This window comes from Aestuariibius violaceus (assembly GCF_040779325.2).
GTDB classification, from domain to species: Bacteria; Pseudomonadota; Alphaproteobacteria; order Rhodobacterales; family Rhodobacteraceae; genus Aestuariibius; species Aestuariibius violaceus.
In genome coordinates this window covers 35,924-54,283 of record NZ_JBFONT020000003.1, presented here as the reverse complement: position 1 = coordinate 54,283, position 18,360 = coordinate 35,924, and the positions used below count along the sequence as shown (strand labels likewise).

Sequence of the window (18,360 nt, the reverse complement as noted above, 5' to 3'; positions counted from 1 at the left end):
ATGCGTTCGACACGGCTTTTCACCATCTACGCGATGATCATCGTGGGCCTCATCCTCGGCCTGTCGGTGCTCGCCCTCTATAGCATCGACAAGGCCCGCTGGTGGGATGCGCGCACCCAGCTGGCGCAGCAATCCTACAGCCTTCACCTTAAGCTCCAGTCCAAGACCTTCCAGCTTTTCAAGCAGCACGGTGACGCGCTGCTGATCGGCGATCGCGACGGCGGCGCGGGCGAGGCGGACCTGCGCGGACGGATCGCGGACAACCTGGCCGACATCCGCACCGTCATCGCCCAGGAAATCCAGATGGTCGGCGACGAAGAGATCGAGGAGCTCGAACGCCTCGACGCGATCGAGGGGGATATCCGCGCGATCACCACGGCGCTGACGACGCTCTACGCCTCGGGCGAGCCGATCGAAAACGCGGTCCAGGTGGAACGGCTCGCGGACCTGCTCGATCAGGAGATCGACATGGACCTCAGCCGCAAGATCGACGCGGCGCTGGCCGAAGAGCTTGAGGAGATGGAAGAGGTCATCGCCGAAGCCGTCGCGTTCCGTACCGCAAACCAGCGCCTCGTCTACGGCTTCCTCGTTCTGTCGCTCACCGTCCTTCTGGCCGCGCTCGTGTCGTTCAACACCCAGATCCGCGCCCCTCTCATCCGCCTGAGAGAGGCCGTCGCGCGTCTGCGCCAGGCGCAATATGACACGCCCATCGACCTGCACGGCAGTCGGGAATTCCGCGACCTCGCCACGGTCCTGCGCGACATGGCTGAAGGGCTGGCCAAGCGCGAAGCCAGCCGCGAAGAGCAGAAAAAGGAACTCGAACGCCGGATCACCGAACGGACGGCCGAGTTGCAGCGGCTGGTCCGCCAGATCGAAACCAACGAGGCGAACCGCAAGCGACTGATGGCCGATATCAGCCACGAGCTGCGCACACCGCTCGCCATCATTCTGGGCGAAGCCGACGTGACCCTCCGGACCAATGGCGACATGCCCGACGATATCTCCGATGCGCTCGCTCGCATCCGTGACTCGGCCAAGCACACCAACCAGATCGTCGATGATATGCTGACCGTCGCCCGCCACGAGGCCGGTCAGTTGCGGCTCGACCGGCGCGACACCGATCTGCGCAAGGTCCTGCGCGACGCAGCCGACATGTTCCCCGGCGCGGTCTCCGTCGACATGCCGTCCCAGCCGGTCCGCGCCATGGTCGACGAAGTCCGGCTCAGACAGTCTGTGCTCGCCGTCTTCCAGAACGCCCGCCGCTACGGCGGCCCGACCATCACCGCCCGGCTCGAGACCGACGGCTCCCGCCTGCGCTTCACGATCGAAGATGACGGGCCGGGTATGACGGACGATGAAAAGGCCCAGGCCTTCCAGCGATTCTTCCGCGGATCGAACGCCAACGGTCAGGCGCTGGAAGGCAGTGGCCTGGGCCTTCCGATCGTCAAGGCCATCCTCGAGGCCCATGGCGGCACCGCCCGGCTTGAAGATGGCGCGACGCGAGGGCTCAGGGTCGTCCTCGACCTGCCGCGAAGCCCTCAGATCCGGGCCGTCGACCCGATCCCCTCTATACCTGCCAGTCGATCCGCATAACCTGCCAGTCGATCTGCATAAACCGCGGCTATATGCTCAAATCCCTCAACGTAAAGCCGATTCAGTTGACCCCGAAACGCCCGCAGGAAAGGCTCATGTTTGCCATGTGGGGTTACCATGAACATCCTTCTTATCGAAGACGAAGAACGTGTCGCCAATTTCGTCCGCCGGGGCCTCAGCGCCGAAGGCTGGACGGTCGATCACGCCCCTGACGGCGAGACCGGCCTCGACTACGCGCTGAACAATTTATACGACGTCATCCTGCTCGACCTGATGCTTCCCGGCGTGCAGGGGCAGGACGTCTGCCGCAAGCTGCGCGCCCGCAAGACGACGACGCCAATCCTCATGCTGACCGCGCTCGACGCGAACGAGGAAAAGGTCGAGGGGCTGCGGATCGGTGCCGACGATTACCTGACCAAGCCCTTCGATTTCGACGAACTCGTCGCCCGGATCGAGGCGCTGCACCGCCGCGCCACCGGCTATGGCGCCGGCACCGACGATGGCCTTGTCACAGTGGGTGACATCGCCTTCGATCGCCATTCCCTCCTGGTCACCGTGGAGGGAGACGAGCTGGAGCTGTCCAAGAAGGAACGCGACCTCCTGTTGCTCTTCATGACCAACAAGGGCCGCGTCCTATCGCGCGAGCGCATTCTCAACACGGTCTGGGGCCTGAATGCAGATCCGCTGACCAATGTGGTCGACGTCTATGTCGGCCGCATCCGCCGCAAGATCGGCGCCGAGGGCAAGCGGATCGTGACCCTGCGCAATGTCGGGTACCGGATGTGCTGACTACGCCGTCGATGAAAAGGTATCGCGCATCTTTCTAGCGCGCGGTTTGCCCTTGGAGGACAAATCGACGGCAATCGCCCATCCCGAACCCGGGGCATCCCGATCTGTTTCCGCCCCGCGCTCTGTCCCGCTTCCGTGGAACATTATTGTCGGCCATGGCATCCTCTTCTGAAGATCACTTGTCGATCTACCACAAGAAAAGGACAGCCCTCATGGCCACTGCTCTCATCACCGGTGCTTCCGCCGGGATCGGCAAGGAACTCGCGCGCACGCACGCCGCCAAGGGTGGGGATCTCATCATCGCCGCTCGGCGCGAGGACGCTCTGCAAGAACTCAAATCCGAAATCGAGGGCAAGAACGGGACCAAGGTCCACGTCTACGCCGCCGATCTCGGCACCCCGGACGGGGCGAAAGCCGTCTGGGAGCAGATCAAGGCCGACGGCCTCACCGTCGACTACTTGATCAACAATGCCGGCTTCGGCGGCCACGGGCTCTTTCACGAACAGGACCTCGACCGGATGCTCGCCATGGTCGACCTCAACGTGAAATCCCTGATGACCCTCACCCACCTCGCGCTCAAGGACATGGTTGCGAAAGGCTCCGGCCGCATCCTCAATGTCGGCTCCACCGCCGGAATGATCCCCGGCCCCCTCCAGGCGACCTACCATGCCACGAAGGCCTTCGTGAATTCCTTCAGCCAAGCGCTCGCCAACGAGGTGCAGGACAAAGGCGTCACCGTAACCGTCCTCGCGCCCGGCCCCGTGAAGACCGAGTTCTTCGACGTCGCCGACATGAAAGGCGCCAAAGGTGCCCAAGGCGACATCGCCAGCGCCGAAGAGGTCGCCCGGATCGGCTACGACGCGATGATGAAGGGCGAGCTGGTCGTCATCAACGACAAGAAGCTGCGCTTCATGCTGGACTGGCTTGTCCCCTTCCTGCCCCGCCGGAAGACGCTATCGATGGCCCGCGACTTCGCCGAGAAGCAGCCTGCCTAAACGCCTCGCTCCAGCGCCTTGCCGAACCGCGGCAGGCGCGCCTTCTTCATCAGCGCCCGCATCTCCCACGGCGCGCCCGACGCGCGGCGGGCGTCCTCAAGAACGTCCGCGGCGACCCGTTCAACCGCCTCGGGCGCCTCGCCCAGCATCCGCAGCAGAAACCCATCGGGATCGACCCGCATCAGCCCTTCCTCGCTGAGCGTCCCCCGCGGAAAATCCTTCGCGTTCACCGTCATGATTGCATCCGCCGACCCGGCCACAGCGACCGCCAGCACATGCACATCCGCATCATCCGGCAACCAAAGCCGCGCCTCAAGCCCGGGCGCAGGTGGTAGCTCAGCCCTCGGCCAGGCATCCCTCAGCAACGCGATCTCCGCCCGCGCGCTCCCGCCGTCCCGCTCCGCCGCCCGCGCCCATTCCTCCAGGATCCGCGCCGACCACATCGGCCGGAACAGCCCCTCACTGGCCACGCCCAGCAGCACCTGCCGCATCACCGTCGGATAAAGAACGCAGGCGTCGAGAACGACCTTCACAGCCGGAACACCAGCGCTTTGAGGTACCCCGTCTCCGACAACTGCGGATGCACCGGGTGGTCAGGCCCCGCAAACCCGGTATAGATCAGCGCCCCCTGCCGCCCGGCCCTGCCGATCCCCCGGACCGAGGCCGCCCGGAACGCCTCCAGATCCGCCGACCCCGAGCACGAGCAGAGGCACAGGATCCCGCCCTCGGCCACCAAAGGCGCCGCCCGTCGCGCGACCTTCTCATAGGCGCGCAGCCCGGCGTTCAAGGCCTGCTTCGACGGCGCAAAGGCCGGCGGATCGCAGATCACGACATCGAACACCGCGCCCTCCCCGGCCAAAGCCTCCATCACCTCGAACGCATCGCCCCGGCGTATGGCCAGCTCGCGCCCCATCGCCCGCGCGCCGCCTTGCGCCAGCTCCAGCGCCGCCGCCGATCCGTCCACCGCCAGCGCCTGCCGCGCCCCGCCTGCCAAGGCGGCCAGCGAAAAGCCCCCCACATGCGAAAACACGTCCAGCACCGACGCCCCACGGCACAGCCGGGCGACGAAGGCGTGGTTCTCCCGCTGGTCGTAGAACAGACCCGTCTTCTGCCCGCCCGTCAGATCGGCCAGATAGACCGCCCCGTTCATCGGCACGCGGGCTGGCCCCTCCGGCGCCGCGCCCACCAGAACGCCCGACACATCGTCTAGCCCTTCCAGCCCCCGCGCCCGGCCGCCTGCATTCTTCAGCACGGTCCGGCAGCCAGTCACATCGACCAACGCCTCCGCCAACGACCCCAGCAAAGCCTCCGCCCAAGCCGCATTCGGCTGCACCACGCAGATCTCTCCGAACCGGTCGATCACAACGCCCGGCAACCCATCCGCCTCTGCATGGACCAGCCGGTAGAACGGCGCCTCATAGATCCGTTCCCGCAAGGCCAAAGCCCGCTCCAACCGCGCCGCAAACCACTCCCGCCCGATCTCCACCTCCGGATCAGGGTCGAGCACCCGCACCGCGATCTTGCTTCCCGGATTGAAAGCCACTGTCGCCAGCGCCCGCCGCTCCCCATCCTCCAGCCGCGCGAGGCTCCCCGGTGCCAACGATTTCGTCCGCCGGTCCAGCACCAGATCGCTCGCATAAACCCACGGCCGTCCCCAGCGCACCGGCCGGGGATCCGCCTTTGGCTTTAGTCGAATGACAGGGCGATCCATCCGCGCGGCCTACGGGAATTCACTCGGCAAGACCAGAAGCCCCATTAACCAAAATCGCCCCAAAGCAGCCATAGAATGGACAGGCCGCCCGACTATCTCCACAAATGGGAAGGTGGGCCCGACACGTCTCTCGCACAGCGGGGCGGTCGTCTTTCAGTCGGCGGATCCATCGGCCCGAGAAGACGACATTTGACCAGATTCATAGGCTTGAGATGTTTTTCCTCCGCACCTTCGCCCTGTCCTTTTCGATCTACTGGCGGTTCCTGATCGTCGTGCCGCTGATCGGCCTTCTCTTCATCGCGTTCTTCGTTGCCGCGATCGGCATTGGCTTCGTGCTGAGCCTCGTCTCCCTTCCACTGGCCGTCATCGTCATCGCGATGTTGATCCTCATCGCCAACGCGATCCCTCTCCTGATCGCCCTCCGCCTTGGCGCCAGCGCGAAGGGGGAGGAGGTCAACGGCACCTATCGTGACCTCTTCCTTCCGGCCCTCGGCTACGGCTTCATCGAGATGCTGGCCGTCATGATCCTCAGCGCCATCGTCGTTTTCGCCGTTGCCGTGCTGTCCCCCTACGGCGTGTCCGAGCTCCAGGATTTCCTATCGGAAGCCGAAACCGTGCCAGAGACCGCTTTCGAGGATGTCAGCACGATCGTGCCCCTCTTCGCGGCACCCTTTCTCATCTTCGTGGCAGCAAGCATCGTCCGCGCGGCGCTTCTCGTCCCGATGACGGCCTCGGCCGTCGGCGCAGGAATGCACGGGCGCAGCTATCCCTTCCTCTGGAAGGTTGGCGGCGGCTTCATCCCGGTCTTCATCATCTGCCTCATCTCGTTTCTGTCGCCCGTCCTGATCGGCATCGCTGGAAATCAAGTTCTCCAGGTCATCGGTCTCGACGATGAGATCAGGCAATTCTGGGACGCCTTCCAGAACAGGCAAACGGGCAGTTTCTTCGACGTACCGTTCGCCACCGAAGGCTATGCCGTCGGTGCGATATCGCTGCTGCTGCTCCTGTGGTTTTTCTGCCTGCAAGCAGCGGCCGGCGTGACCGCGTTCCGAAAGATTGCCACCATCGAGGACCACACGCTCGCGGAAGAACGGCAGGTGGACCGGATGAGCGCCGAAGACCTTCGCGCGATGCGGAAAAGCCGTCAGCAATCGGGGCTTTGAGACCTGAACAGATGGCGGTAACCCGCCGGAACACAATCCAGATTGTCTCATTCCGGGCACAGCTCCAAATAGTCGGAGTGATGCCCGTATCCGGTTCAGCACGCCCACTATAGGTTGCGGCCATCGACAATCGAGCACAGGAACAAAAAGAGATGACACGCTTTGCCATCCTGACCACGGTTCTTGTTAGCGTACCCGCGCTTGTTTCGGCGCAAGACATCCCCACCGGCCCTTATATCGGTGCGACGATCGGCTACACCGAATACGACGACACCGATGTCGACTTCGAAGGCACCGAATACGGCCTTGTCGCTGGTGTCGGCGCAACGCGCGGCCGTCTCTACGGCGCAGTCGAGCTCGACTTCGCCCTGTCGGATGTCGACGCCGATTTCGACAGTGATGTTGCCGGGGATCCAAGCTTTGAGGAAGAGAGCAAATTCGGCATCAGCTTCATCATCGGCACGGCTATTTCGCCGGATTTCCTCCTCTATGGCAAGCTCAGTGCAATCAGCATCGAATACGAGGCCGAGTTTTTTGGCGAAAGCGATAGCGAAAGCTACAACGGCACCTCGCTTGGCATCGGCACTGAGTATTTCTTCGCTCCGAACACGTCCGTCCGTGGTGAGGTCAACGCCTTCGAGATCGAGTTCGACGATGACGGGCTCGACGCCGAGGCTGAAGGTTCGACCGTCAAAGTAGGCATCTTCCGCAGGTTCTGATACCGCCGAACCAGGCAGATACGAAAGGGAGCCGACAGGCTCCCTTTTTCTATGCGGGAACCGGCGTCCGGCCCGCCATGACCTCCAGGAACCAGCCCGTGTCGATATTCCCGCCGCAGAGGATTACGCCCACGCATTTGCCCCGCATCTTCTCCTTCTCCTGAAGCAACGCGGCCAGCGGCGCCGCGCCCGCTCCCTCGGCGATGTTATGGGTCGCGGTGTAATAAAGCCGGATCGCCTCGGCGACCTCGTCGTCGCTCACCGTCACGATCCGCTCGGCCCCCTTGGAATAGATCTCCAGCGCCTCCGGCACCGGAACCCGTACCGCCATCCCGTCGGCAAACGTCGTCGCGCTTCCGGTCTCCACTGGACGGCCCGCCTCGACCGACAGCTTCGTCGTCTGCGCCTCGGTCGAGCAGACACCGATGATCTGCGTCTTCAGCCCAAGCGCATCGCGCGCAAGGATCGTGCTGCAGATCCCGGATCCGCAGCCGATCGGCACATAGATCGCGTCGAGCTCCGCCACCGCGCTCATCAATTCATAGCCATAGGTCGCGACCCCGCGCACCAGTTCGGAATGGAACGGCGGCACGATCATCAGCCCCTCTGCCTCGGCCACCCGAAACGCCTCCTCCCGCGCCTCGTCGAAATCCGCGCCGAACTCGATCAACTCGCCGCCGAAGGCACGCATCGCCGCGTTCTTCTCGACCGAATTGCCGCGCGGCACATAGATCTTCGCCGTCAGCCCCGCCGCATTGGCCGCCCGCGCGATGCTCTGCCCATGGTTCCCCCGCGTCGCCGTACAGACCCCGCGCATCTCCGGATGCGCACGCCGCATCCAGTCGATGAAAGTGATCCCGCCGCGTACCTTGAAGGCACCGGTCGGCGTGTGGTTCTCGTGCTTGACCCAGACCTCGGCCCCCACAGCCTCGGCCAACAGAGGCCAGGCGTATTGCGGCGTCGGCTGCATCTGCCCGTAGACGAGTGCAGCCGCTTTTTCGAGGTCATCGGATGTCAATCGGATCATGAAGCGTCTCCCGTCATGCGCAAAGCCATCCCATATCCCGGTCCCAAGTGAAACCACCCGGGCGACGCGACACCGCGCCCCGTTGTTAGCGCAAACACCCGGTGGTAAAAGAAACTGAACCGCACAGCCGGGAGCCCCCAATGCCCCTCGACGACACCATCGCCCGCGTCACCGACCGCATCCGCGAACGCAGCCACCAGACCCGGTCCACCTACCTCGCCAACATGGCACGCGCGGCCGAGGAAGGCCCCCGCCGCGCCCACCTGTCCTGCGGCAACCAGGCCCATGCCTATGCCGCCATGGGCGACGACAAGGGCAAGCTCACCGACGAAAAGAGCCCGAATATCGGCATCATCACCGCCTATAACGACATGCTCTCGGCCCACCAGCCCTTCGCCACCTTCCCGGACCTCATCAAGGACGCCGCCCGCTCCGCTGGCGCCACGGCCCAGGTCGCAGGCGGCGTGCCCGCCATGTGCGACGGCGTCACCCAGGGCCAGACCGGCATGGAGCTGTCCCTCTTTTCCCGCGACGTCATCGCGCTGGCCGCTGGCGTCGGCCTCTCGCACAACACCTTCGACGCCGCGCTCTATCTGGGCGTCTGCGACAAGATCGTCCCGGGCCTCGTCATCGCCGCCGCCACGTTCGGCTACATCCCCGGCCTCTTCGTCCCCGCCGGGCCCATGACCTCCGGCCTGCCGAACGACGAAAAGGCCAAGGTCCGCCAGCAATTCGCCTCTGGCGAAATCGGGCGCGACAAGCTGATGGAGGCCGAGATGGCCTCTTACCACGGGCCGGGCACCTGCACCTTCTACGGCACCGCCAACACCAACCAGATGCTGATGGAGTTCATGGGCCTCCACCTGCCCGGCGCCAGCTTCGTGAACCCCGGCACGCCCCTGCGCGACGCGCTGACCCGCGCCGCCACCGAACGCGCGGCCGAGATCACCGCACTCGGCAACGCCTACACGCCGGTCAGCGAGATCCTGGATGAAAAGGCGATCGTGAACGGCCTCGTCGGCCTGATGGCCACCGGCGGCTCCACCAACCTCGTCATCCACCTGCCCGCCATGGCCCGTGCGGCAGGCATCCTGCTCGATCTCGAGGACTTCTCCGACCTCTCCGAGGCCGTCCCCCTCATGGCCAAGGTCTATCCAAACGGGCTCGCCGACGTGAACCACTTCCACGCCGCGGGCGGGCTCGCCTACATGATCGGCAACCTCCTCAAGGCGGGCCTCCTGCACGAGGACGTCCGCACCGCCGCCGGTGACGGCCTCGACCTCTACACGCAGGAACCCAAGCTCGACGGCGACCGCCTGACCTACGGCCCCGGTCCCACCGAGAGCCAGAACGACAAGATCCTCCGCCCCGCCTCCGATCCCTTCTCGCCCCATGGCGGGCTCACCCAGCTGAAGGGCAATCTCGGCCGCGGCGTCATCAAGACCTCCGCTGTCGACCCCTCACGCCATATCATCGAAGCGCCGGCCCGCATCTTCCATGACCAGCACGACGTCAAGAAAGCCTTCCAGAACGGAGAGATCACGTCCGACACGATCATCGTCGTCCGCTTCCAAGGGCCCAAATCCAACGGGATGCCGGAACTGCACGCCCTGACGCCCGTGCTGGCGGTCCTGCAGGACCGTGGCCTCAAGGTCGCCCTCGTCACCGACGGGCGCATGTCGGGTGCCTCCGGCAAGGTGCCGTCGGCCATCCATGTCTGCCCCGAAGCGGCCGATGACGGCCCCCTCGCCTACCTCCAGGACGGAGACATCGTCCGCCTCGACGCGACAACCGGCACGATCGAGACGCTGGCCGACCTCTCGGGCCGCGCCCCCGCCACGCCCGACCTCACCGGCAACGGCAACGGCGTCGGCCGGGAGTTGTTCAAGGCCTTCCGCAAGAACTGCGGGATGGCGAGCACGGGAGGGAGTTTGGTAGTTTAACTGACTTGAACATTGTTCATAGATAGTGTTCATTTCCCTTCAAGGAGATGAACATGAAGATTATGAATGCTGTCCTACTAGCTTTACTGATCGTTGGTTGCACTGCCTTTCGAGAGCCGACTTCGTCTCCGGCGTCGAAAAACGAGTTCCCAATTGATCAAACGCAAACATATTTACTTGTCTTTTTACCCTCGGACTTCACCGGAGACACGCTGAACTTCTGCTATACTGAAGGTGGCAAATCCTGCGAAGCCTCAAGACAGTCGCAGCTTCGCACCCATCTTTATTCTTTTCTGACAGTGGCATCGCGTTACTACTCAGGCCCACCAAAGGCTTTGATGCTTGAATACAAAGGACGGTACGCCCTATTTTCGAGAGCTGATTTCACGGATGGCGGACAATACGTCCTCCAAAGCAGAAGCCGTCTAAGGGTCGACTTTTCCCGCATCATCCCAAATGAAGTTCCCGGACTATTCCCAACCGAAGGGATCGTTCCTGTTATTGCCCCCGGACCGGGCAAAGTGGTCGTCGTCTCTCAAACCGAAAAAGGGCCATCCGCACTAGCCTTGGCAGAAGCGATGATAACAGCCAACTTAGGCGGCAGGTCGGCCTCACTTACCTACGACATTGCAACTTGGAGACGCCTTCCCTGACCCTCTCCGCAGTCGCGGCAAACGTAGCAAGCGTAGGATGGGTGATTTCACCCATCACCCATCCAAACAACCGTACGGAGAGTGGTCCTTCGCCCTCGCAACGGTTTACCCACCGCCCCACACCCCCCCTTGCAAACCGCCCCCAAATCGCGTCGCCTCCCCGGAACCGACACCACGCCCCGGCCCCATGACGCACCCTCCCCTCCTCGGCATCTGCCGCTTCTCTTTCCTCGGCCGCTGCGACTGGCGGATCTGGGGCGCCAAGGATCGCTCCGAGGCCGAAATCCGCGCTGAACTCGCCCGTACCCTCTACCAGCCCACACGGATGGAGCCGCGGTTCTGGACGTTCGAACACTTGCTCCTGAACTCGCTGAAGGCCCAGACCGACCCCAACTTCGCCTTCCTCGTCCTCACCTCCCCTGACCTGCCCGCACCGATGTGCGCCCGGCTGCAAGACCTCTGCGCGCCCCTCCCCCAAGTCGACCTCCTGATCTCCGACGCCGAAAGCGTCAGCGACGCCATCCGCCCCCACATCTCCCACCTAGAAGAGATCTACGGCGAGCGTCCCGTCCAGTTCCGCATCGACGACGACGATTGCCTCTCCCCCGACTACATCGAACGCCTGCGCCACATGATGAACCGCATGGCCGGGCTCCAGCCGATCACCTATTCCCGCGCCCGCGGCCTCGTCCTGTCGCTCTACGAAGGGGAACCGGTGGGCTATTATGACCTCAACCGCCCCTACCACAGCGCCGGCGCCGCCCTCCGCCCGCCGCGCGGCAAGACGATCTTCGACTTCGGCCATTTCCGGCTGCAACGGCGTTTCACCGGCATCACCGACCTGAAAGGCTTCGGCTCCCTCGCGCTCAAATATGACGGCCACGACGCCAGCCGTATCGACCCGGACGAAGGCAAACCCGGCCACACCCGCATCGACGCAAAGGCGTTCACCCAGATTATGGACGAACATTTCCCCTTCCTCGCGCAGGTCGATTTCAACGACCTGCGCGGCCTCCTGGCCCCCTGAGCCCGGCCGGTGGGATCGTCCCCAAAAAAGACACAAAGATCGAAATGGCCATAATTGTCGCCGCCCGTTGCGCGCCCATCCATCGCCCGCACCGTTAAACCGGCCCTGGCGGGCGTTTCATGTCCGACAGAATGCCGACCAAACGCCGACCATATGCCGACACGCCGCGCCGCCCATATTTTCCAAGGTTAACAGCCCGATTCGCCCAAATTCATGCGCTGAAGCTGTCTCACACCCCGTCCTCACCCCTCACAAGCCGTTAGGATGTGCGGCAATCCGCCGAAATCCGGCCAATCATGGACAATCCCGCCCAACTCTCCCCAGCGTTGTCAGACCGAAAACAAGATGCTGCCCCAAAATCTTCCGGTTGCCCGCTCATACCGTGTGAAAAGCGAAACCGGATTCGGAGAACCCAGACATGCACGCATCCCTCCCCAAACTGGCCGCCGCTGCCGCGGCCTTGCTGCTGGCGAGCAGCGTCGCTGCAGAACAAGGCGTGACAGACGACAGCGTCACCTTCGCCCAGGTCGCCGCCCTCGAAGGCCCGGCCGCGGGTCTCGGCCTGGGCATGAAAGCCGGGCTTGAAGCTGCCTTCGCTGAAGCCAACCGGAATGGCGGCATTCATGGCCGGCAGATCTACCTGGAATCGTTCGATGACGGCTACGAGCCCGACAAATCGATCGCTCAGATCACCCAAGTGATTGAAAGCGATAAGTATATCGGTCTGATCGGCCCCGTCGGCACGCCCACCACGCTGGTCACCCAGCCCATCGCGACCGAGGCGGAATTCCCGTTCATCGGCCCCTTCACCGGCGCCGGCTTCCTGCGCGACGCGAGCCACGGCAACATCTTCAACGTCCGCGCCACCTACGCCGCCGAGACCGAGGCGTGGATGCAGTACCTCGTCGACTCCCTCGGCATGACCAACATTGCCATGCTCTATCAGGATGACGGCTTCGGCTATGTCGGCCTCGACGGCGTGGAAAAGGCGCTTGACCGCCGCGGCATGAAGCTCTCCGCCCAGGGCACCTACACCCGCAACACGCTCGAGGTTACCGAAGCGCTCGACACGATCGAAGCAGCCAACCCCGAAGCGGTCGTAATGGTCGGCGCCTATGCGCCCTGCGCCGAATTCATCAAGCAGGCCAAGGCCCGCGGCATGGATCCGGTCTTCGTCAACATCTCCTTCGTCGGCTCCAACGCCCTGTCGCGCGAGCTTGGCGAGCAAGGTGAAGGCGTGATCGTCAGCCAGGTCGTGCCCTTCCCGCTCAACTCTTCGATCCCCGCGATCGCCGAATACCAGAGCTCGCTCCTCCTCTCCGGCATGGCGGCCGAGCTTGGCTTCGTCTCACTTGAGGGCTACCTCGTCGGTCGCCTTGCGGTCGAGGCTCTGCGCAACTCAGGCCCCAAGCTGACGCGGGAGAAGTACCTGAATTCGTTCAACTCTCTGCGCAGTGTCGATCTCGGCGGGATCGAACTCGTGTATGATGATGGCGACAACCAGGGCTCCGACGCGGTCTACCTGACCCGCATCACCGACAATGGCAGCTTTGAGGCGGTCGTTGTCGACGGAAAGACCAATCTCGGTCAGTAAGCCGCACCAGGGTTTTCGAAACCGGGGCGCGCAGGAGCACACCTGCGCGCCTTTTTTGTTGTCGCGGTCACTGCTGCCCGATGCCACAAAGAGGCTGAAAGGACGGCACATGACCAACATTATCGATAACATGGAGGCACTTGAGGCGCTCTATGGCAGGCCCAAGGCACCCTCCCTCTTTAAGGTGGCGAACAGGGTCACGCCAGAATACCGCGCCTGGATCGAGGCCTCGCGCTTCTGCGCTCTGACGACGGTCGGCCCAGAAGGTACCGATTGCTCGCCCCGCGGCGATGACGGCCCGGTCGTGCGGATCATGGACGACCAGACGCTCGCCCTGCCCGACCGGCGCGGCAACGATCGGATCGATACTCTGCGCAACATCGTTCGCGATCCGCGCTGTTCGCTGATGTTTCTGGTGACCGGATCGCCCACGGTCATCCGCCTCAACGGGCGTGGCCGGATCACGGCCGACCCCGAGTTGCTGGAAGGCTTTACGATCAAGGGCCGCCCGCCCCGCAGCGTGATCCTGATCGAGATCGACGAACTCTATTTCCAGTGCGCGCGCGCCGTGATCCGCGCCGGGCTTTGGAACTGGCAAGAGGCGCCGGATCTTCCGACCCCCGGCCAGATCCTCGCCGCTATGACTGAAGGCGCGGTCGGCGGGGCGAGTTACGACGCAGAATGGCCCGCGCGCGCGGCGAAAACCATGTGGTAACCTTTTCCTCCGATTGTCCGCCGCGACGACAAGGAAAACCGCTCGCGCTCGCCGCACGTTCCGCGCTATCCCCCTGACGATAACGTAGGGAGAGCCCGATGACGCCAGAGGCCGCAAGCCGCGAAACTGAAGCACTTTGCCGCCGCGCGCCGGTCGTTCCGGTGTTGGTAATCGATGACGCCAGCAAGGCCCGGCCCCTCGCCGAAGCGCTCGTCAAAGGCGGCCTGCCCGCCCTGGAGGTGACGCTGCGCACCCCGACCGCGCTCGACGCGATCGCCGAGATGGCGAAAGTTGAGGGCGGCATCGTCGGCGCGGGCACGCTACTGACGCCCAAGGATGTCGAGCTGGCGAAAGCCGCAGGCGCACGCTTCGGCGTCTCGCCCGGCGCCACCGATGCCCTTCTAGACGCGGCGGAAGAGAACGATCTGCCGCTCCTCCCCGGCGCAGCGACTGCAACCGAGGCGATGCACCTTCTCGAACGCGGCTACACGGTGCAGAAGTTCTTCCCGGCAGAAGCGTCCGGCGGCGCCCCTGCGCTCAAAGCCATCGGCGCTCCCCTCCCGCAGATCCGCTTCTGCCCGACAGGCGGTGTCAGCCTCTCCAACGCACCGGATTATTTGGGGCTTTCCAATACGTTATGCGTTGGCGGCAGCTGGGTCGCCCCCCGCGACGCTGTCGAGACTGACGATTGGCAACGCATCGAAACACTCGCGTCAGAGGCGGTCAGCCGCCTGTCGTAACCCGCCCGCGCCGACCACCGCGCCGGCCCGCATCGGGCGGGACCTCCAACCCGGCGTTCAAGACAGCCGTCATCGGATGATCCGGCGCCTGCGCACCATGTCGCGCAACCAGATCCTGCAATGCAGCATGGGTGTCAGCGCCCTCCGGCAGGGCCAAAGCCCAATCGAGGAAGATGGACCGGCACTCTGCCGGCCCGATCCCGTCGATCCGGTAGGCTTCGGCGATCACTCCCTTCGGATCGATCTCAGTCATCCCATCCTGCCCTGTTGCTGTCTCGAAGGCAGCTAGCCCACCGAACGCTTTCCGGCAAGCGCGCTGTCAATGATCGCAGCGCTCAGCGCCGTGGCATCTCTTAAGTTTTCCGCCAGAGCGGCAATGTCGGATAGCCCTGTCTCCCGCAGCAGAAAGCTGCATGCCCCTTCGCCGACAGCCTCCGGATCGAACGCCCCCTCGGCAACGAGCCGGGCCACCGCTCGCACCTTCCAAAGCAGCCGCTCCACATCGTCAAGCCGCGCGGCATCTTCTGTCCTGATCAGCCCCGCCGACACGCCTGCCTCAAGTTGCTCACGCATGCGCCGTAGATCCGATCCCGCCTGTAACGCGAGAGACTGACCAAAAAGCTCGATATCCTGCAGCCGCCCTGCCCCGTCCTTGACGTTCCACGCCGCCCCCGGCTTCGCCTCGGCGAGCCGCGCCCGCATCTCCACCAGATCGCCGGGCACCCCGGGGCGTTGACCGACCTCCGCGATCAGCGTCCTGCGAAACGCCTCGATCTCCGCTCCCAATGCCGCGCTCCCCGCCACCGGCCGCGCACGCGTCAGCGCCAGATGCTCCCACGTCCAGGCCTCCTCCCGCTGATAGCTCTGAAAGCCCGCCCAGCCCGTCGCGACCGGCCCCTGACGGCCGGATGGCCTCAGCCGCATATCGACTTCGTAAAGCCGCCCCTCGGCCATCGGCGCCGACAACGCCGCCACCAGAGCCTTGGTCAGCCGCGCATAATACTGCCGCGCATCCAGCGGTTTCCGCCCATCCGAGATCGCATCGCCCGGCGCATCGTAAATCACCAGCAAATCAAGGTCCGACACCGCATGAAGCCGCCCTGCCCCCAGCGACCCCATCCCCAAGACCGCCGCCCCCCGCCCGGGCGGCGATCCATGACGACGCGCCAGATCATCGCAAACCACGGGGAAAAGGGCACTCAGGACCGCCTCGGCAAGCTCGGCATAGTGCCGTCCGGCCTCTTCTGCATCGATCAGCCCCTGCAAGTGATGTACGCCGATCCGGAAGCGCCACTCCTTCATCCAGCGCCGCAAAGCATCTAGCCGCGCCTCGTAGTCCTCCTCCTTCGCCATCGCTTCGAAGGCCAACCGCCCCAGCGCCTTTGCGCCGGGCCAAGGGGCAAAGAAATCGCCTCCGATCACAGCATCCAGAACTCCGGAATTCCGTGACAGATACGCGGCGAGCGCGGGCGAGGTCGCACAGATCTCCGCAATCAGATCCACAAGTTGGGGGTTCGCCTCGAAGAGAGAGAACAGCTGCACGCCCGCGGGCAGCCCGCGCAGGAACTGATCAAACTGGGTCAGCGCCTCCTCCGGCCGAGCCGCCCGTGCAAGCCCTTTCATGATCTGCGGCCGCAAGCGCTCGAAGATCTGCACGCCGCGCGCCGACCGCAAAGCGGGATAGGTCAGCCATCGCGCGGCCACCTCCGGATCCAGATCCGCCGCCTCCCCGGCAGGGCGCTGCACCGGCGCGAACAGATCCCGCGTCAGCCCCTCCACCGCCTCGATCCGGCCGAGGATCTCCTCCCGCAAATCCGCCTCGTCCCGGTCCATGAAAGCCGCCAACCGCGCGAAACCCTCATCGCCTTTCGGCAGCGCATGGGTCTGGGCGTCGTTGATCATCTGCAGGCGATGTTCGACCTCCCGATGAGCGCGGTAGTGACGAGACAGCGCCTCTGCCGTCTTCCCCTCGACCCAGCCTGCCCCCGCCAGCGCATCCAGCGCCTCGACCGTGCGCCTCTGCCGCAATGCGGGATCGCGCCCACCGGCAATCAGCTGCCGTGTCTGGGTGAAGAATTCGATCTCGCGGATCCCGCCGCGCCCCAGCTTCAGATCATGCCCCTCCAGCCGCAAAGGCCCGGCGAGCCCCTTGTGGCCGCGGATCCGCGCCTGCATCGCATAGGCATCCTCGATCGCCGCGAAATCCAGATGCTTGCGCCAAACAAAGGGCCGCAACGCGTCCAGAAACCGGTCCCCCGCCGCCAGATCCCCCGCACAGGGCCGCGCCTTTATATAGGCAGCCCGCTCCCACGTGCGCCCAACGCTTTCGTAATAGCGCTCGGCCGCCTCCATCGACAGGCAAACCGGCGTTACGCTGGCATCCGGCCGCAGACGCAGATCGGTGCGAAAGACATATCCCTCCGCCGTCTGGTCGCTCAAAAGCGCAGTTAGCTTCCGCGTTACCCGGATGAACGCCGCCCGGATATCCGCGTACTCAGAAGGATCATAGCGGCTCTCGTCGAACAGACAGATCAGGTCGATATCTGACGAATAGTTCAGCTCTGCCGCGCCCATCTTTCCCATGGCAAGGACGACCATACCGGCATCTCCCTCACCCTCCGGCAGCTTGCCGCGAGCGACCTCAGCAGCGACGAGGCATGTCACGGCCCGGCCCACGGCTGCATCCGCGAAATCGGTCAGCATCCCGGTCACCGCGTCCAGATCCCAGGCCCCGCCCAGATCGGCGAGTGCGACCATCAGCGCGATCCGCCGCTTGGCGCGGCGCAGCTCCGCCGGCAGATCGGACAGGTCGACCGTGCCGATCCGCCCGATCTCAGCCGCGCAACGCACGCTCGGCTCATCGAACGCAAGGGAAAGCCAGTCATGCTCTTTCTGCATCAGACCGCACAGGAAGGGGCTGCACCCTGCGGCGCCGGTGATTAGCTCCGCAACACCCGGCGCAACGCCCGGAAACAGGGTCGCCGCCTCGCGCCCCCGCGCTGAATCGAAAGGGCGCGGCGCCCGGGTCAGATCATCGGCCAACGGCATGATCCGACACTGCGCCCGTGACCGCTGTTGGTCAACGGCGGCGCCCACCAATCCACAGCGTATGTAAAAAAGTTTCACATACCTCTTGACCGAACCAGGACGACGCACCACATCGGGTCATGTGAAAGACATTCACATACGATAGCGCCCAGCCCAGATGGAGACACCTATGCAAACTGCCCCGTCGATGAACACCTACGAGCAAAGGCCCCTTAGTCGGCCTAGTTGGTTCGCCCGAACCGAGACTTGGCTCGATGCCCGTGGCAAAGGCGCCTGGATCGCAGCGATGGTCCTCGGCTTCATCTTCTTTTGGCCCATTGGCCTCGCCCTCCTTGCCTACATGATCTGGAGCAAACAGATGTTCAGCGGAAAATGCTCGTCCCGCCGCCGCGGCAGCATGCGTGGCATGATGATGACCTCGACTGGCAACAGCGCCTTCGACGCCTATCGCGCCGAAACGCTGCGCCGCCTCGAAGAAGAACAGGCGAGCTTCGAACGCTTTCTCGAGCGTCTGCGGGAAGCCAAGGACAAGGCAGAGTTCGATCAGTTCATGGACGAACGCGCCAAACGCGCCTCCCTCGATGACGAGGATGATGCACCCAACGGCCAGCCTGCCTAAGTACCGATACCTGCCACGACGGCC

At 64.3% G+C, this 18,360-nt stretch carries 17 protein-coding genes; 12 read left to right on the top strand and 5 right to left on the bottom strand.

The features are described from left to right. The 3 genes from AADZ90_RS12220 to AADZ90_RS12210 all read left to right on the top strand — a co-directional run bounded on the left by AADZ90_RS12220 (position 1) and on the right by AADZ90_RS12210 (position 3,377). Positions 1-1,593: a sensor histidine kinase gene (locus AADZ90_RS12220; RefSeq protein WP_367310293.1), complete on the top strand. Its 1,593-nt coding sequence runs from the start codon at positions 1-3 to the stop codon at positions 1,591-1,593. Between the two features lie 117 nt (positions 1,594-1,710). After that, entirely contained in the window at positions 1,711-2,382 is a 672-nt protein-coding gene (locus tag AADZ90_RS12215) for a response regulator transcription factor (RefSeq protein ID WP_367310292.1), read from the top strand. Between the two features lie 212 nt (positions 2,383-2,594). Next, positions 2,595-3,377, top strand: coding sequence for an SDR family NAD(P)-dependent oxidoreductase (locus AADZ90_RS12210; protein ID WP_367310291.1), 783 nt, complete (start codon positions 2,595-2,597; stop codon positions 3,375-3,377). On the opposite strand, the gene AADZ90_RS12205 is transcribed toward AADZ90_RS12210, so the two are convergent. Both AADZ90_RS12205 and AADZ90_RS12200 read right to left on the bottom strand, forming a co-directional pair. Further along, positions 3,374-3,910: an RSP_2648 family PIN domain-containing protein gene (locus AADZ90_RS12205; protein WP_367310290.1), complete on the bottom strand. Its 537-nt coding sequence runs from the start codon at positions 3,908-3,910 to the stop codon at positions 3,374-3,376. The genes AADZ90_RS12210 and AADZ90_RS12205 overlap by 4 nt on opposite strands. After that, on the bottom strand, positions 3,907-5,088 hold the full coding sequence (locus AADZ90_RS12200) for an RSP_2647 family RNA methyltransferase (RefSeq protein ID WP_367310289.1): 1,182 nt from the start codon (positions 5,086-5,088) through the stop codon (positions 3,907-3,909). The genes AADZ90_RS12205 and AADZ90_RS12200 overlap by 4 nt, the downstream gene beginning before the upstream one ends. A 212-nt stretch (positions 5,089-5,300) precedes the next feature. On the opposite strand from AADZ90_RS12200, the gene AADZ90_RS12195 reads away from it, so the two are divergent. Continuing rightward, positions 5,301-6,251 (top strand): hypothetical protein, encoded by a 951-nt coding sequence (locus tag AADZ90_RS12195; protein WP_367310288.1) that lies wholly within the window; start codon positions 5,301-5,303, stop codon positions 6,249-6,251. 152 nt (positions 6,252-6,403) lie between these two features. Continuing rightward, positions 6,404-6,970 (top strand): porin family protein, encoded by a 567-nt coding sequence (locus AADZ90_RS12190; RefSeq protein WP_367310287.1) that lies wholly within the window; start codon positions 6,404-6,406, stop codon positions 6,968-6,970. Positions 6,971-7,019: 49 nt separating this feature from the next. Here the strand turns inward: AADZ90_RS12190 and AADZ90_RS12185 are convergent, their stop codons facing one another. After that, positions 7,020-7,997, bottom strand: coding sequence for a threonine dehydratase (locus tag AADZ90_RS12185; protein ID WP_367310286.1), 978 nt, complete (start codon positions 7,995-7,997; stop codon positions 7,020-7,022). Positions 7,998-8,137: 140 nt separating this feature from the next. Here AADZ90_RS12185 and edd point away from each other — a divergent pair, with 140 nt between their 5' ends. The 6 genes from edd to eda all read left to right on the top strand — a co-directional run bounded on the left by edd (position 8,138) and on the right by eda (position 14,669). Beyond that, positions 8,138-9,940 (top strand): phosphogluconate dehydratase, encoded by a 1,803-nt coding sequence (gene edd / locus AADZ90_RS12180; RefSeq protein ID WP_367310285.1) that lies wholly within the window; start codon positions 8,138-8,140, stop codon positions 9,938-9,940. Positions 9,941-9,993: 53 nt separating this feature from the next. Beyond that, positions 9,994-10,593 carry a hypothetical protein gene (locus tag AADZ90_RS12175; protein ID WP_367310284.1) on the top strand — a complete coding sequence of 200 codons (600 nt, stop codon included), beginning with the start codon at positions 9,994-9,996 and terminating at the stop codon, positions 10,591-10,593. Between the two features lie 187 nt (positions 10,594-10,780). Further along, complete coding sequence (locus AADZ90_RS12170; protein WP_367310283.1) at positions 10,781-11,620, top strand: glycosyltransferase; 840 nt, start codon at positions 10,781-10,783, stop codon at positions 11,618-11,620. A 418-nt stretch (positions 11,621-12,038) separates the two neighbouring features. After that, positions 12,039-13,214 (top strand): ABC transporter substrate-binding protein, encoded by a 1,176-nt coding sequence (locus tag AADZ90_RS12165; protein WP_367310282.1) that lies wholly within the window; start codon positions 12,039-12,041, stop codon positions 13,212-13,214. A gap of 109 nt (positions 13,215-13,323) precedes the next feature. Further along, positions 13,324-13,929, top strand: a complete 606-nt coding sequence (locus AADZ90_RS12160) for a pyridoxamine 5'-phosphate oxidase family protein (RefSeq protein WP_367310281.1) — start codon at positions 13,324-13,326, stop codon at positions 13,927-13,929. A 98-nt stretch (positions 13,930-14,027) separates the two neighbouring features. Beyond that, positions 14,028-14,669, top strand: coding sequence for a bifunctional 4-hydroxy-2-oxoglutarate aldolase/2-dehydro-3-deoxy-phosphogluconate aldolase (eda, locus tag AADZ90_RS12155; RefSeq protein ID WP_367310280.1), 642 nt, complete (start codon positions 14,028-14,030; stop codon positions 14,667-14,669). Here the strand turns inward: eda and AADZ90_RS12150 are convergent. Further along, positions 14,653-14,922, bottom strand: a complete 270-nt coding sequence (locus AADZ90_RS12150) for a hypothetical protein (protein WP_367310279.1) — start codon at positions 14,920-14,922, stop codon at positions 14,653-14,655. The two genes, eda and AADZ90_RS12150, sit on opposite strands and share 17 nt — an antisense overlap. 32 nt (positions 14,923-14,954) lie before the next feature. Next, a complete protein-coding gene (glnE, locus tag AADZ90_RS12145; protein ID WP_367310278.1) occupies positions 14,955-17,717 on the bottom strand; it encodes a bifunctional [glutamate--ammonia ligase]-adenylyl-L-tyrosine phosphorylase/[glutamate--ammonia-ligase] adenylyltransferase in 2,763 nt (920 codons plus the stop codon). A 169-nt stretch (positions 17,718-17,886) separates the two neighbouring features. Between glnE and AADZ90_RS12140 the strand changes: the two genes are divergently transcribed. Further along, on the top strand, positions 17,887-18,336 hold the full coding sequence (locus AADZ90_RS12140) for a DUF2852 domain-containing protein (RefSeq protein WP_367310277.1): 450 nt from the start codon (positions 17,887-17,889) through the stop codon (positions 18,334-18,336). Positions 18,337-18,360 lie beyond the last annotated feature (24 nt).

Bases quoted from the DNA above. Each gene is read 5' to 3' on its own strand.
- AADZ90_RS12220 (WP_367310293.1), top strand. From the start codon at position 1: ATGCGTTCGACACGGCTTTTCACCATCTACGCGATGATCATCGTGGGC.
- AADZ90_RS12160 (WP_367310281.1), top strand. From the start codon at position 13,324: ATGACCAACATTATCGATAACATGGAGGCACTTGAGGCGCTCTATGGC.
- edd (WP_367310285.1), top strand. From the start codon at position 8,138: ATGCCCCTCGACGACACCATCGCCCGCGTCACCGACCGCATCCGCGAA.
- AADZ90_RS12175 (WP_367310284.1), top strand. From the start codon at position 9,994: ATGAAGATTATGAATGCTGTCCTACTAGCTTTACTGATCGTTGGTTGC.
- AADZ90_RS12215 (WP_367310292.1), top strand. From the start codon at position 1,711: ATGAACATCCTTCTTATCGAAGACGAAGAACGTGTCGCCAATTTCGTC.
- AADZ90_RS12165 (WP_367310282.1), top strand. From the start codon at position 12,039: ATGCACGCATCCCTCCCCAAACTGGCCGCCGCTGCCGCGGCCTTGCTG.
- glnE (WP_367310278.1), bottom strand. From the start codon at position 17,717: ATGCCGTTGGCCGATGATCTGACCCGGGCGCCGCGCCCTTTCGATTCA.
- AADZ90_RS12140 (WP_367310277.1), top strand. From the start codon at position 17,887: ATGCAAACTGCCCCGTCGATGAACACCTACGAGCAAAGGCCCCTTAGT.
- AADZ90_RS12200 (WP_367310289.1), bottom strand. From the start codon at position 5,088: ATGGATCGCCCTGTCATTCGACTAAAGCCAAAGGCGGATCCCCGGCCG.
- AADZ90_RS12185 (WP_367310286.1), bottom strand. From the start codon at position 7,997: ATGATCCGATTGACATCCGATGACCTCGAAAAAGCGGCTGCACTCGTC.
- AADZ90_RS12210 (WP_367310291.1), top strand. From the start codon at position 2,595: ATGGCCACTGCTCTCATCACCGGTGCTTCCGCCGGGATCGGCAAGGAA.
- eda (WP_367310280.1), top strand. From the start codon at position 14,028: ATGACGCCAGAGGCCGCAAGCCGCGAAACTGAAGCACTTTGCCGCCGC.
- AADZ90_RS12170 (WP_367310283.1), top strand. From the start codon at position 10,781: ATGACGCACCCTCCCCTCCTCGGCATCTGCCGCTTCTCTTTCCTCGGC.
- AADZ90_RS12190 (WP_367310287.1), top strand. From the start codon at position 6,404: ATGACACGCTTTGCCATCCTGACCACGGTTCTTGTTAGCGTACCCGCG.
- AADZ90_RS12150 (WP_367310279.1), bottom strand. From the start codon at position 14,922: ATGACTGAGATCGATCCGAAGGGAGTGATCGCCGAAGCCTACCGGATC.
- AADZ90_RS12195 (WP_367310288.1), top strand. From the start codon at position 5,301: ATGTTTTTCCTCCGCACCTTCGCCCTGTCCTTTTCGATCTACTGGCGG.